This is a genomic window from Oribacterium sp. oral taxon 108 str. F0425 (assembly GCF_000214455.1).
In the GTDB taxonomy this organism is placed as follows: Bacteria; Bacillota; Clostridia; order Lachnospirales; family Lachnospiraceae; genus Oribacterium; species Oribacterium asaccharolyticum.
Map to the genome: position 1 here is coordinate 2,313,467 of NZ_AFIH01000001.1, position 13,952 is coordinate 2,327,418.

The window sequence follows — 13,952 nt, forward strand, 5'->3', positions numbered from 1 at the left end:
GAAAGGATTGTATCATAGAAAACCCAACAATTAGTCTATTCTAATTTGTGAAATTCTTCTAAAGTTTGACTATTTTTTGACTATTTATTCTATGATTTTTATACAATTTTAATAAATATAAAAATCTTTTCTCTGTTTTTCCGACAGAGATTTGGCAACGTACTGCCTATCCGGCTTCCCGAAGTTACGGCATTCTGGATGCGGAACAGGTAAAGTAAAGAATCTGTCTCTTTTCGGAAAGACCGTCTAAAAGAGCAAGTCCCCTTTCTCCTTTCTCATCATCAAAATGGCTGTAAGGGTCATCCAGGAATAGTACAGCCTTTCCGTCCGGAAACATCGCATCAAAAATAGCAAGTTTCATCGCAAAACGGCACAAATCCTGTAAGCCCTCACTCAGGTAGGCTAAACTTCTCCGCATTCCTCCCTCTATAAATTCAATTTCAAGGTCATTTGTGATGGCGAATTGCATCTTGGTCTTTGTTAATTCTTGGAAATATTTCGTGAAAGCGGAAAGAATCGGTCCTCTGTACTCTGATGCAAAGGCATCCTTTGCCTTTTCCAGATAGTCCTTGGTTTGCTGCAGGATATGAATTCGTTCTTCCATAGCCTGTCGTTCTTCCCGAACAGCTTGAAGCGTTCTTTCCTGTTCGGAAAGAGCCTTAAGAATCTCCACCCTGTCTTCTCTCTCTTCTCTCTTTTCCCGGATGTTGTCCTTCAGTAGCTCCTGTTCTTTTCGATGTCTTTCCAGCCTGCTTTGCGCCTCTTCTAATGAAACAAAGTCAGCCGCGGAATTCTCTACGGTTTTCTTATTTTCTCCCTGTGCCAAAAAGGCGGAAAGCGCCTCCTGCCTTTCCTTCTCTTCCGCTTCCAAAGAAAGCATCTCTTCTACCTTATGATAGTGGGAAAGCAGTTCCTCCAAAGACAAGAGACGGAGCGACTCTTCCTTTCCTCTCTTCTCTTCTTCCGCAAGGCGTCTTCCCAGATAAGCGTTTCTTCTCTCCCTTTCTCCATAGTAAATGGCAAAAGCAATCGCAAAAAGGAGAATGGCGATTAATAGCGAAAGGCTTCCCGGTACCGGCAGGTTTCCCCCGCTGATTTTAAAGAAAAAGAGAAGCAAAAAGACCAGTGCCGTGACGGACAAAATATAAATCAAAGGATTTCTTCTTTCCCTTTCTTCTGTTCCCTTCTCCAAAGAAGCTTCTTCCTTCGGTTTCTCCGCCTCCTTCTTTAAAGCATTGATCTTGGATTTCAATTCCTGCAGTTCTTCCTTCCACAGTCTGTCCTGTTCTTCCTCGCTCAAACTCTCCAAACGATTCTGATAGTACCATTTCTTCGCATTTTCATAACGATAATGGGCTTTTTCCAATTCTTCCTGCAGCTTCTGGTATTCTACCTTTTTCCCCAGCGCTTCCTTTTCAACGATTCCCTTTTGAACCTCCTCTTCCAGTCTTTCCTCTTCCTTTGTTTTCTCTTTCCATTGCTCTTCCAGGGAGAGGACTTCCTCTTCCAGAGAAAGCACCGCTTCCTCTTCCTCTTTCTTTCTGTAAAGAGATGCGGAGAGACTTTCTTCCTCCATTTTTTTCTTAAAAATCGCGCCGGTTCGTCGATTGGGAGAAAGTGCATTAATGGCATCCTTCAAGGTATTCTGTACCTTTTGGAACTTCTGCATATCCTCCCGGTCATCCGAAACATTGCCGAGCTTCGCGTGAATACTGGAGTTAAACCGTAAGGAAAGGTCCTCATGACTGATCATACATACCTTCTGAAAGGCTTCGCTGTCTAACGAAAAAATTTCCTCTCCGATATTCTCACTGTAGTCTTTACTTTCTTTTCCGCCTTCCTCTAAGAGCCGAAAGCTGTCTTCCGCCTTTCTTAAGCCGAAGCTTCGCTCCAAAATATAATTTTTTCCCTTCTCCTGAAAATGAATATTTCCGCCAAAATTTCCGCCCTGAAAAGGCATGAAATGCTTTCTTTCATTTTCAAGAATATCCTGTTTTCTATCTCCGGACAGACCGTAAAACATGATATGGAAAAAATGCATCAAGGTGGTTTTTCCCTCCCCGTTTTCCCAGAGATAAGGGTTCAACGCATCCGAAAAGGAGAAGTCCTTCTCCTTCCACTTTCCAAATTGTGCAATATGACAAGATTTGATAATCATAATTCCTCCCCCTGCAGAAGCCCTATCCCCAGAAGGATAATCTTTTCTTTTTCTTCTTCACTCAAGCTTTCACTGTCACTGACCATACGGAGAAACTCTCCTTTCAGGCTCTTTTCATGCATAAAATCCTCTTTATGAAGCTTTAAGCGACACTCCTCTTTTATCTCTACATAGGCATGATTTTCGCTTAATTGCTTCTCCAGATAGCGGAGATTCCTCTCTCCCTCAGGGCTTTTTTCTCCTTTTAAAATAATCCTGAGGCTGTCCTTTTCTCCTGCTTTTTCCTCTCGAATCCTTTCCGTTATTTTCTCAAGAGCCTCTAAGCTTCCGTCTTCTTCGGAAAGCAGTACCTCGATAATACGAAACTCCCCATCCTTTAGCGGAACAAATTCCGTTCGGATTTCCTTATTCTGCTCGTTAATTTCCAGATAATAAAAGCCTTTTTCTCCTTCTTCGTCAAATCCTCTTCCCTGCAGGCAACCGGGATAGAGGTAGCGTAGTGCACCGAATCTGCCCTCTTCCCTCTTATGGATATGTCCGAGTGCCAGGTAGTGAATCGGATATTTGCTCAGCGCCCTTAGAGAGATACCGTCTTCCGTTTGCACTGTCTCCGGCGTCCTCTCGGAGCTAGCCTTCTCTTCCGACGTCTCTTTGGAAACGGAGGACTCCCTTAGCATGCCGTGTAACATAAGAAGGTTACAATCTTCTTCCTTGAAATTCCAGATGCCTTGCACAGGCTCTTCCTTCTCCGGGAAGCAGTTCATCCCCTCCTCCAAAGCCTGTTCCTCCTCTTCTTCAGAATCAAAGAAGTAGTTTTCCTCTTCCTGCTCTCCTCTCCCGTAAAATTCCTGTCCCGCAAGAACAAGTTTTTCATTTAAGCGGTATTTTTTCCCTTCATGGGAGAAAAGAAACAAGTTTTTCGGGAGATTCTCCTGGAAACGGAAGGTATTTTTTGTATCATGGTTTCCCCTTAGATAAAAAAAGGAAATTTCGGGATTTTTCCTGATAGAAGAAAGGAAAATGTCCATGGTGGAACGGGAAACTACGGGGCTGTCAAATAAGTCCCCCGCAATCAGTACCGCCTGTACCCTTTTTTCCGCCCCGAAGTCCAAAAGCTTATTCCATGCCAGGAGCAGTCCCTGTCTCCTCTCTTCCGCCTCTTCTTTGGAAAAGCGCGACGAAAAAGTAGTATCCAAATGTAAATCCGCCGTATGTATCAAACGCACCATGAAAAGTCCTTTCCTCTCCTTACTCTGCTCTCCCTTACTACAGCATCGCAACTGCCCGGTCTAAAATCCCGTTCATCTTTGCCATAGCAAGACCATAATTGCAAATAGGAATTCCCTTGTCCAGAAAATCCCGATATCTGGATTGTACTTCTCTTTCGCTAAGCATACAAGCACCGCAATGAATCATAAGCTTTAGTTCTTTCTGTTTCTCTTCGGAAAGAAAGCCCTTCCCCTCCGTAAAAACAAAGTCCAGCTTCTTTCCGCTGTACTTTTCCAGCATCTTGGGAAGCTTCACCGTGCCGATGTCTCCGCACTGCCTATGGTGCGTACAGCCTTCCGCAATATAAATCTTATCTCCCTCTTCCAGAGAATCCAAAACCGCACAGCCCTCTAAAGCATAAGACAAAAAGCCCTTGTACCTTGCCATCAGAATGGAAAAGGAGGTCAAGGGAACCGCCTTCTCCAGGATGCACTCCACCTCTTTAAAGGCCTGAGAATCCGTCACAACAAGCTTTACCTTTCCCTCCAGACTCTCCATAATCGTCTTTAATTCTTCCGGCTGCGCAACAACAGGAATCGCATGGTAATCGAGAAGATCCCGTATTGCCATTTGCTGCGGTAAAATGATTCTTCCTTTCGGCGCCGACTCATCAATCGGGCTTACGAGAACGATATAATCTCCCGCTTCCACAAGATCCGAAAAAAGTCTTCTCTCTTTTTGTTTCGGAAGAAAGGCTCCCAGTGCACTTTTTATTTCTTCAATACCTTCTAAATTAAGGCCGGAGGAAGACCGGACTTCCGAAATGCCATACTTTGTTTTTTCTTCCCGCAGAATTTTAATGACTATCTGAAGCGCTTCCCGTTCCGCTTCGGATAGCCTGTCCACCTGACTGAAAATCAGCATAACAGGAATATCTTCCTCCCGGAAATCGGCCAAGAGCGCTCTTTCCCGCTCCGGAAGAAGAAACTGTTCCCTTTTCAAAGCTTTAAGCAATCGAAAAACAGGGGGCTCACCCCTCTCAAGCCCCCTTTGTAAAAACGCGGCATTTTCCTCCAGAAAGACCTTCGCGGACAAAACAAGCAGTGCAATATCCGTCTCCCGAATCACCTCTTTACTGCGCGCGACACGCATTTCTCCAAGACTCCCCTCGTCATCGATTCCCGGGGTGTCAATGAGAAGCACCGGTCCAAGGGGTAAGATTTCCATGGCTTTTCGCACAGGGTCTGTTGTTGTTCCGGGCGTCTCCGAAACGAGGGAAACCGGCTGTCCCGCAATGGCATTAATCAGGCTCGATTTTCCCGCGTTTCTCCTCCCGAAGAAGCCGATATGGATTCGCTCACTCTGCGGTGTATCCTGCAAGCTCATAGTTCCTCCTTAAGTGAAGATCATTGAGTTAAACTTTCTTCATTTTGCATTGCCACATAGGGACACGTAAAAATAAGAAAGATTATCTTTCTGAAATGGCTCCTCTACTGAACTTAAAAATAGAAGTCTCTCTTGTTTGATTTGTAGATACTCTTAATATGCTCCCCGGCAATTCTGCTCCGGTTTGCATTCGGAATGCTCGCAAGCTCTTTCTCGATAAGCTCTTCTCCGCATTTTCCGGTTTCGGGACTTGCATAGTCGGTCAGGTACTCTGCCAAGGTCATTAAGGCATTCGGATGACAGCAGTTTTGAATCTGTCCTGATTTGCAAAGTGCCATAAAGCGGTCACCGGTTCTTCCCTCTCTGTAGCAAGCCGTGCAGAAGGAGGGAATATAGCCGAGATCCATGAGCCACTTTACGACTTCATCCAAGGTTCTCTGGTCGGAAACGTCAAACTGCTCCGTATCATGCGGCCTTTCCTGATCCGTATAGCCGCCAACCGAGGTTCTGGACGCACCGGAAATCTGGGAAATCCCCATAGAAAGTGCTTTCTTTCGCACTTCTTCGGACTCTCTTGTGGAAATAATCATGCCGGTATAGGGTACGGCAATCCGAATGCAGGCAATAATTTTCGAGAAAATCTCATCGTCAATCCCGTTATCAAATTGAGTCGGATCGATGTCGTCCGCCTTCTTCAGTCTCGGTACGGAAATCGTATGCGGTCCAACACCGTGCACCGCTTCCAAGTGCTCCGCATGCATGAGAAGTCCTGCAAATTCATAGCGATATTTGTCGAGGCCGAAAAGAACACCGATTCCCACATCGTCGATTCCGCCTTCCATGGCTCTGTCCATTGCCTCCGTGTGATAACGGTAGTCGTGTTTCGGGCCTGTGGGGTGAAGTTCTTCATAAGCCTTCTTATGGTAGGTCTCCTGGAAGAGGATATACGTTCCGATTCCGGCCTCCTTTAACTTTCTATAGTTCTCCACCGTGGTTGCGGCAATATTGACATTGACTCTGCGAATGTCTCCATTTTTATGATGAATACTGTAAATGGTCTTGATGCTCTCTAAAATATATTCAATCGGGTTATGTACCGGGTCCTCCCCTGCCTCAAGAGCCAGTCTTTTATGCCCCATATCCTGTAGGGCAATGACTTCCTGTCTGATTTCCTCCTGCGTGAGCTTTCTTCTTGCAATGGTCTTGTTTTTCGCATGATACGGGCAATAGGTGCATCCGTTCACACAGTAGTTGGAAAGGTAGAGCGGGGCAAAGAGCACGATACGATTTCCATAAAAGGCCAGCTTAATTTCTTCCGCAAGTTTGATCATTTTTTCATTCAAATCCGGAATTTCACAGGCCAAAAGAACAGAGGCTTCTCTATGGTTCAGTCCTCCACAATGTAAGCTTCCGTTTGGATTGTAAATGGGTTTTGCTTTTTCTAAAATAGATTCGATGTAGGCTCTGTCGTTCTTCTTCTCGTCCGCAAAACGAAGAGTCTCAAGAATTTCCTCATGAGAAATGAATTCTTCCGCTTGTAAAGATTTTGGATTGTAGTTCATGATACTCCCTTCTTTCGGTCCGAAATCCTTTTTCAAATGCTTCTCACGTCAAATATCGAAATGATTCATTTTAAAAAAAATGAGCTATTCCGCTAAAGACATGTTCCATTCAAAAAAAGGAACATTCCGTTCAGATGATAAATAGACTAATTTGAACTGATTTTTCCGCACTTGCTTTTATTTCTCTCACTCACAGCAAGTCCGTCTGTTTCTTTTACTCTCGCTCTCTTTCTCTTTTTTCGCATCCCCCCTGTCTACTAAAAGCTCCGCTCCGATTGCTTTCATTTTCTTCTCTAAGTCCGCCCTGCACTGTGCCGACTCATCTCCCGTACAGATTTTGTTGTCATAAAGAAGATATTTCTTCCTGACCTCTTTCGGCGAAAGGTTCGGCATCAGTACATTCGCCCCGGAAAGAATGCCAAGTTCTCTGCCATGCTCATCAATCGTGCCGAGAGCCGTCGTAGCCGGAAGCAGGAGATTTGGCTTAATCAGACGAAGAAGTGCAAGAAGAAACAAGGTTTCCCTAAGACTTCCCGCCTTTTCCTTTGCAAATTTTGTGGCATGTTGCGGAATAAAAGGCCCGATTCCGCACATATCCGGTTGAAATTCCTGGATAAAGTAGAGGTCCTTTGCCAGGGTCTTTACAGTCTGTCCGGGAGATCCCACCATAAAGCCGCATCCCACCTGGAAGCCGATTTCCTTTAGTTCCTTCAGACAGCGCATCCTCTTCTTCCAGCTCAGCTCCTTCGGGTGCAGGTACTGATAATGCGCTTCATCCGCCGTCTCATGACGAAGAAGATAACGATTTACTCCCGCCTTAAAATACTTTTTATAGGACTCTCCGGACTTTTCCCCGATGGACAGGGTAATTGCACAGTCGGGGTAAGCTTTCCTTATCGCAGAAACAATGTCTACGATTCGCTCATCCGTAAAATAGGGATCCTCTCCCCCCTGCATCACGAACGTCCGAAAACCCAATCGATACCCTTCCTCACAACAGGAAAGAATCTCTTCCTTGGAAAGGCGATAACGCTCCACCTCGCCATTGTCTCTTTGGATTCCGCAATAATGGCAGTTATTCTTGCAAAAGTTCGTAAACTCTATCAGCCCTCTCGTATAGACGCCGCGTCCGTAATACTTTTCCGTGCATTCTCTTGCCAGACTCCTTGCAAGCTCCTCTTCCTCCTTCGTCCTTTCCCGAAGAATTTTCTCATAAGAGGAAAGGCTTAAGTGATGCTTTTTGAAAAGAAGCTGCAAGAGTTCGGAAACCCCTTTCTCCGTCTCCTTATGCGTTGGCATAGGCTGTTTTTACACTGATTCCGGAAATATTTCCTATCTTTCCTGCCAGAGCGGAAATGGTATCATTGGGCGCATCCAGAGCGATGGATACGATATGCAGGTTTTTCTTCTCATAGGGCAGTCCCATTCTTCCTACAATATAATTTCCATACTCGTGTAAAAGCGTATTTAACTCATCCACGGAATCCCTGTTTTCTACAATAATTGCCATCACTGCAATTCTGCTTTCCTGTTCCATTTCTTTGCCCTCCTTTGTGCATTGTTGTTGTGCATTGTTCTGCATTGTTGTACATTATTGTGCATTGTTCTGTAATGAAGTATACCATAGAAAAAGGTCTTGGAGCAAAACTTCCAAGACCTTTTTCTGACAAATGGCACAGGCATTGCCTGAGACACCTTGTTTATTCCAAATGTACATCCTTGTATGAAGTTTCCGTCACCTCGCTCTGACGCTATTCCGGAAGTTCTACCCAAAATTCCAAGGCGTGCCCCAAGAGTTCCCGCGGCTCCACCTGAAATTCTTTTGCCAATTCTCTTAAGCGATCATCGACCAGATAGTCCTTTTTCTTTTCATAGGCTTTCAGTTCTTCTCCATGGAGAAAAACTTCGCTGATCCCATGCGCCTTTCCGCCGATTTTTCGCATCATACTGATAGAGGCCTCATTATCCGCATCTACTCTTCCGCGGAAGACTCTCTCCCCTGTTCGTCTCTTTAAAGCTTTCATAAGAAGGAGCAGACTCTCCGGACCTATGCCGTGCCCCTGATACTGCAGTTTAAGTGCAATCGCGAGTTCCCAAGGCTTTGCCTGTAAATTTAAAATTCCGCAGTAGCCTAAGAAGACGGAGTTTAAGTTAAAAATACTGTAGTAAGCACGATTCGGTTGAAAAAATCCCTCCCACAGTTTTCTCAAAAAACTCTCATCCCGGAAGGCCTCCTTAAAAAAGGAAGCATCATACTCCACTTCCATATAGCCTCGATAGTCCGATTCCGAAATACCGAGCAGGCAAAGATTCTCTCCTTCAATCAAAAGTTCTCCCGCCTTCGGTAAGGGTTCCGGGTCAAAACGAGGATTCCGCTTTTCCGGGCTGTCCTCCTCACAAAGCTTCATTTCTTCCTGTAAGTCAGAAAAGAGGCTGCCAAATCCCTCAGCTGCCTCTTCTTTCCCGTCATATTCTCTATAAATTGTTTTGCTTCTTTTCTCTAAACGATCCAGTAATTCCGAAAACATCATTTGTTCTTTCAAATGAATGTTTCTTTCCTCCTTCTCTTTTCTCATAGGCACCCCTTTCTGTAGGTTGCCATCCTACTTATCTACATTGTACTCCTATAAATACAGAGTTCCTAGAGAAAGAGGGTATAAAAGTTTTTGGAGGACTCGATAAGTGATTCTACATTCAGCCGCTTTACGGAGTTTCTCATTAAACTTCTATAGCGAATATCACATTAAATCGCAATAGAGAATTTCGTATCAGTTAAAATTATACTCCGTCACAATCGGTTTTCTGCCTTCCGTCTTGTCCCTATAATACTCATAGAAAGAGATTCCAAGAAAGGATCCGGAAATATTATAAAGATTCGTATAACCAAGCTTCTGCAAGGCGCAGATTACATTATAACTGCGCTGCGAGGAGCGGCAATGTAAATAGACCGGAACATCCCTCGGAATTTCGGACAATCTCTCACGGAATTGTGACATGGGAATATTGACCGCATGAATGAGGTGCCCTCTTGCAAATTCTTTTTCTTCTCTGACATCGATAATACAAGCCTTGCTCTCCACCAGTTCTCTGACCTTATAAACCGGAACCTGTCTGAATTTTCCATGTAAAAGATTTAAGGCCACAAGGGCTGCCTGATTCACCACATCTCTTGCCGTGGAATAGTGAGGAGAATAGCAAAGTTCCAGTTCCTTCAAATCCTCCAGAGTGGCATTCATACTGATCATTGCCGCAATCACATCGATCCGCTTATCCGCACTCCCCTTTCCGACAGCCTGGGCTCCCAAGATCCTTCCTGTCGGCTTTTCAAAAATCAGCTTAAAGAAAAGTGGATGCGCATCCGGCATGAGACCAACCTTGTCTGTAGAAAGAGTGTAGGCAAAATCGTAGTGATAGCCGTGCTCTTTGCAATCCTTTTCATTTAAACCGGTATTGGCCACATTGAGCTTAAAAAGATGAAGACAGCTCGACCCGATAACCCCCCTGTTACTGTGTGTTTCTCCAAACATATGGTCAGCGGCGGCTCTTGCCTGTCTTTGGGCAGGTCCGGCGAGCGGAAGTCTGCTTTTATCATGGCTCAGTCTGTTTGTCAGTTCAATAGCATCTCCTACAGCATAGATGTCCGGATAATTGGTCTGATAATTGTAATTTACAAGAATACCGCCCGTCTGCCCCAGTTCAATTCCGCAGTCCTTTGCGAGCTTCGTCTCAGGACTGACACCGATAGCCATGATCACGGCTTCAGCAGGAAGTCGCTCTCCACTCGAAAGAACGACCTCCCCTTCTCCTATCTCACTGACCGTCTTCCCCAGATAAAGCTGTATCCCATTATCCAGGAGTTCCTTATGGAGAAATTGCGCCATCTCTTCATCCAGAGGCTTTAGTACCCGGGAAAGACCTTCCACAAGGCTCACTTCCTTGCCGGCCGCTCGAAAGTTTTCCGCTACCTCAAGACCGATGAAACCGCCACCGACAACCGATATCTTCTTGACCTTCTTTTCGGAAACAAAGGCTTCAATTTTCTTGATGTCACTGACATTCTTTAGCACAAAGACATTTTCCCGATCGATTCCCTTGATAGAAGCAGGCAAAATGGCATTCGCCCCCGGTGCAAGGGCAAGCTTATCATAGCTCTCCGTAAAGCATTCCCCGGTAAGAAGATTCTTTACCTTTACTTCCTTCTTGTCCGGCAGAATCTCCGTTACCTCATGTTTTACCAGAGCCTTAATCCTATATTTTTCCCAAAATCCCTCAGGAGTCATCAGCACCAATTTATCGCTCTTGTCCACGATTCCGCTCAGGGCAAAGGGTAGACAACAATTGGAAAAGGAAAGATGCTCTCCTCTTTCAAACATCACAATTTCTGCCGTTTCATCGATTCTTCTTGCTCTTGCGGCAACACCGGCTCCGCCTGCAACACCGCCTACAACTACAATCTTCATATCTCTCCTTTCCGGCGATTTTCTCTCCTTAGAGTATTATACAGCTATGATTTTCTGCCCTGCCGCCTTTTTCATCCGATTCATCAGGGCAAATCCTATCCCTTCCTCCGAATAGCCTTCCGAAAGAATCAGTCCTATTCCCTCCTCGTCACATTCCCGAAGAGTACGAAACAAGTTGTGAGTCATGGACAAGGGCTCATCCCGTCTTCCCAAAACCTTCAGGATTATTCCCTCTTTTTCCGCCATTTCTTGATAGAAATGCTTCGTTTCTTCCGCACAAAGAATGGCAATTTTCTCCCGAGGAAATCCCTTGCCTTCCTCTTCAAGGTACTCCGCTATTCTTTTCGAAACCTTGTATTCATATTCTTTTCCCTCTGAAATCCTGTCTTCAGACCCCTTTTTCTCCGAAGTCTTATCTTCCGATTCCTTTTCCTCTAAAGAGCAAAATAGAATCATTTCCGCCTTTGGCGCATAATGGCGATACTTCATTCCCGGTGCTTTCGGAATAAACCCGTCTTCCATCTTTTTTCCGAGCAAAGTCGGATCAATCTCCGGTTTTTCTCCCAGAACCTCCGTGAGGTCTTCCAACGTGATTGCGCCCGGTCTTAATAAAGTAGGCCTATCCGTGCTCATATCCAAAATCGTGGACTCCACTCCGATTCCGACCGCTCCGTCATCGAGAATTCCCTCGATTCGCCCGGAAAGATCATGATAGACATGAGAGGCCTCCGTCGGACTGGGACTTCCGGAAAGATTCGCGGATGGCCCTGCTACAGGAAGCCCCGCCCTTTCTATCAACTCCAAGGTCACTCCGTTGTCCGGGCAACGGAGTGCCACCGTATCTAAGCCCCCTGTGCTTTCCAAGGGAACGATTTTCGATTTTTTTAAAATGAGTGTGAGCGGGCCCGGCCAAAAGCTCTCCATCAGGAGCTTTGCCTTTTCCGGAACACTTTCGACAAGGGGATACACTTCTTCCATTTTCGAAACATGAAGAATTAAGGGGTTATCCGAGGGACGCCCCTTTGCCGCATAGATTTTCCGTGCCGCCTCCTTATCGAGTCCGTTTCCCCCGAGGCCGTAAACCGTCTCCGTCGGAAAAGCCACCAGTCCGCCTGCTTTCAAAATCTGTGCCGCTTCCTCTATATCCTTTTTCGAAAATATCCTTGTGTTCATAATATTTTTTTCTCTTTTGTGTGAGTTTAGTACCGCTAGCTCGGAATCGAGCGAGAGCGTCTTTAGAGGAAAGGGTATACAGGAACATCCTACTCCCCTGTAAGGATAGACCAAAATCCCTCCGGCTCCTGTCCGAGCTTCCAAGCCGCAACGCCCTGAATGCCATTTTCCTTAAGGAGCTTCATCTTCTCCTTCATCGACTTCTCATCTTCCATCCAGATTTCTTTCTTCTCGTTTCCGTCCTGGATGCTGCCATAGTTCTGCCCTATGTCGCTAAGCCATTCGAGGGAAACATTTTTCTCCTGAATCCATGCGGCCGCCGCCTTAATGGAAAGCGCTTCGGAGCGCAATTTTCCGGACTGATCCGTAATCCAGACTCTGGTGTAGAAGGGGAGAGCAATGATAATTCTGTCCTTATCCATGACAGCCACCGTTTCCTCGATTCCACGGCTCACATAGGAAAGAGAGGATACCGACCCGGCCTCTTCCGATCCCGCATAATGCTCGTCATAGCACATAATCACAACGTAGTCGCAAATCGTTCCCAGCTCCTTAATATTGTAATAAGCGTTATAGTTGAAAGGAACATAACAGTCTACACTTAAGTACAACCCGTTCTTTCGGCAGGCAATGGAAAGCTCCCTCATAAATTCAAGGTAATCTCTTGCCGCTTTTTCCGGAAGCAACTCAATATCCACATTGATGCCGTCTATGCCCTTTTCCTGCATATCTTGAATCAATGCTTCAATCAGTTTGCTACGCTTTGTTCCGCTGGAAAGAAGGCTCTTTAAGTCAATTTTTCCGGCGTCAAAGTTGTTTAATGTGGCAAATACCTTTCTTCCCGTACTATGGGAAAGCGCAACATAAGCCGCATCACTGTAGGAATTTAGATTTCCCTCATTATCCTTTATCGCATACCAGGTCGGTGCGAGAATATTCACTCCTGTCGCATTCGTGAGTAAAGATTGCAAGCCCTTGTTTGACTCGACATTGCTAATCTGGTGGAAAGCCAGCACCGGCTTTACCCCCTCTCCCAGATTTTTATGACTGTATTCCGGAGCCTTAAAGCCACTACTTCGCTCTTCGCTTGTTTCTTTATTTAAACGGCTGTTCCGAAGATAGCCGATAAAGCCGTCCTCCGTTTCCACCTTGGACCACTTCTCCATTTTTTCCAGGATAATGACTTTGGCCCCCTCCTCCAAATCCGTAAGAATTGGGCTCTTTACTCCCCCCTGCAACCGAACCGCCTCTTTTTTCTTGAGACTCGCTACTGTAGCGGGTGTAAATTCATTTTCCAAAAAGACACGCTTATGCTCCGTATCCGTATAACTCCGGCTTAAAAGTGCGGTATGTTTTTCAATTAAGGACAGGCTTATGAAAATGCTTTTCCCGTCCGTAAAGAAATCGGCTTTTCCGCTTTCCCCCTTTTCTCCGTCTGTAAAAAGAAGGAGTTCTTCCGGAAGCGCATAACGAAGGTTCTTCTCCACATCATCATAATAAAAGCGAATATTCAAATTCCGCACGACAAAGCCGTAAGGCAAATATACTTCTCCGTCCCGCATCCGTCCTATGGTAAGCTGCTCCCCGTCCTTCACTTTTTCATGATTCAGGTACAGCTCGACATTATCACCGGAAACGGAAAAATAACTGTTTAAATCGGCCCGTTCCTTGGTTGGCATATATTTTTTCACATAATAATAGCCACCGAAACCGGCAATCCCCAATATAAAAATAAAAAAGATAAGAAAGAAAGGAAGGATACTCCGTCCCTCCCTTCTGCCTCTCTTCCTGCTTTGCTTTTCCGTATTGAAATTCTCCATTTTCCCTCTACTTTTTTGATTCATAACGAGTATCGTGCGCAAAGCGTGCGATACCTCGTTTTGCATTCAATCTACTCTGTTAGCCAAATCTGTTCAAAATAACAGTTCCCATTCTATCTCTTATTTCATACCTTACAAGGCTTCTGCAGGAATCTCCATACTTTCGTAAGGCTTTCTTGCCAAT

10 protein-coding genes are annotated in these 13,952 nt (G+C 45.3%); all 10 read right to left on the minus strand.

Annotated features, from left to right (window positions below):
- Nucleotides 1-184: 184 nt before the first annotated feature.
- Nucleotides 185-2,158 (minus strand): ATP-binding protein, encoded by a 1,974-nt coding sequence (locus tag HMPREF9124_RS10500; RefSeq protein ID WP_009429700.1) that lies wholly within the window; start codon nucleotides 2,156-2,158, stop codon nucleotides 185-187.
- Nucleotides 2,155-3,387 (minus strand): metallophosphoesterase family protein, encoded by a 1,233-nt coding sequence (locus HMPREF9124_RS10505; RefSeq protein WP_009428877.1) that lies wholly within the window; start codon nucleotides 3,385-3,387, stop codon nucleotides 2,155-2,157. Before HMPREF9124_RS10505 ends, HMPREF9124_RS10500 begins: the two co-directional genes overlap by 4 nt.
- Nucleotides 3,388-3,424: 37 nt before the next feature.
- Nucleotides 3,425-4,753, minus strand: a complete 1,329-nt coding sequence (locus HMPREF9124_RS10510) for a GTP-binding protein (RefSeq protein WP_009429973.1) — start codon at nucleotides 4,751-4,753, stop codon at nucleotides 3,425-3,427.
- Nucleotides 4,754-4,866: 113 nt separating this feature from the next.
- Complete coding sequence (hydG, locus tag HMPREF9124_RS10515; protein WP_036598125.1) at nucleotides 4,867-6,315, minus strand: [FeFe] hydrogenase H-cluster radical SAM maturase HydG; 1,449 nt, start codon at nucleotides 6,313-6,315, stop codon at nucleotides 4,867-4,869.
- 186 nt (nucleotides 6,316-6,501) lie between these two features.
- Nucleotides 6,502-7,614, minus strand: coding sequence for a [FeFe] hydrogenase H-cluster radical SAM maturase HydE (hydE, locus tag HMPREF9124_RS10520; protein WP_009428011.1), 1,113 nt, complete (start codon nucleotides 7,612-7,614; stop codon nucleotides 6,502-6,504).
- The gene (locus HMPREF9124_RS10525) at nucleotides 7,601-7,852 is read right to left on the minus strand and encodes a TM1266 family iron-only hydrogenase system putative regulator (RefSeq protein ID WP_009428667.1); all 252 of its coding nucleotides are present in this window, start codon (nucleotides 7,850-7,852) and stop codon (nucleotides 7,601-7,603) included. The genes hydE and HMPREF9124_RS10525 overlap by 14 nt, the downstream gene beginning before the upstream one ends.
- Before the next feature lie 214 nt (nucleotides 7,853-8,066).
- Entirely contained in the window at nucleotides 8,067-8,891 is an 825-nt protein-coding gene (locus HMPREF9124_RS10530) for a GNAT family N-acetyltransferase (protein ID WP_009428329.1), read from the minus strand.
- A 192-nt stretch (nucleotides 8,892-9,083) separates the two neighbouring features.
- Nucleotides 9,084-10,775, minus strand: coding sequence for an FAD-dependent oxidoreductase (locus tag HMPREF9124_RS10535; protein ID WP_009429021.1), 1,692 nt, complete (start codon nucleotides 10,773-10,775; stop codon nucleotides 9,084-9,086).
- A gap of 36 nt (nucleotides 10,776-10,811) precedes the next feature.
- The gene (locus tag HMPREF9124_RS10540; RefSeq protein ID WP_009427651.1) at nucleotides 10,812-11,948 is read right to left on the minus strand and encodes an L-threonylcarbamoyladenylate synthase; all 1,137 of its coding nucleotides are present in this window, start codon (nucleotides 11,946-11,948) and stop codon (nucleotides 10,812-10,814) included.
- 89 nt (nucleotides 11,949-12,037) lie between these two features.
- On the minus strand, nucleotides 12,038-13,768 hold the full coding sequence (locus tag HMPREF9124_RS10545; protein ID WP_036597848.1) for a glycosyl hydrolase family 18 protein: 1,731 nt from the start codon (nucleotides 13,766-13,768) through the stop codon (nucleotides 12,038-12,040).
- Between the last annotated feature and the right edge of the window lie 184 nt (nucleotides 13,769-13,952).

Excerpts from the sequence above, each read along its gene's own strand:
- HMPREF9124_RS10500 (WP_009429700.1), bottom strand. The coding sequence starts at position 2,158 with ATGATTATCAAATCTTGTCATATTGCACAATTTGGAAAGTGGAAGGAG.
- HMPREF9124_RS10505 (WP_009428877.1), bottom strand. The coding sequence starts at position 3,387 with ATGGTGCGTTTGATACATACGGCGGATTTACATTTGGATACTACTTTT.
- HMPREF9124_RS10510 (WP_009429973.1), bottom strand. The coding sequence starts at position 4,753 with ATGAGCTTGCAGGATACACCGCAGAGTGAGCGAATCCATATCGGCTTC.
- hydG (WP_036598125.1), bottom strand. The coding sequence starts at position 6,315 with ATGAACTACAATCCAAAATCTTTACAAGCGGAAGAATTCATTTCTCAT.
- hydE (WP_009428011.1), bottom strand. The coding sequence starts at position 7,614 with ATGCCAACGCATAAGGAGACGGAGAAAGGGGTTTCCGAACTCTTGCAG.
- HMPREF9124_RS10525 (WP_009428667.1), bottom strand. The coding sequence starts at position 7,852 with ATGGAACAGGAAAGCAGAATTGCAGTGATGGCAATTATTGTAGAAAAC.
- HMPREF9124_RS10530 (WP_009428329.1), bottom strand. The coding sequence starts at position 8,891 with ATGAGAAAAGAGAAGGAGGAAAGAAACATTCATTTGAAAGAACAAATG.
- HMPREF9124_RS10535 (WP_009429021.1), bottom strand. The coding sequence starts at position 10,775 with ATGAAGATTGTAGTTGTAGGCGGTGTTGCAGGCGGAGCCGGTGTTGCC.
- HMPREF9124_RS10540 (WP_009427651.1), bottom strand. The coding sequence starts at position 11,948 with ATGAACACAAGGATATTTTCGAAAAAGGATATAGAGGAAGCGGCACAG.
- HMPREF9124_RS10545 (WP_036597848.1), bottom strand. The coding sequence starts at position 13,768 with ATGGAGAATTTCAATACGGAAAAGCAAAGCAGGAAGAGAGGCAGAAGG.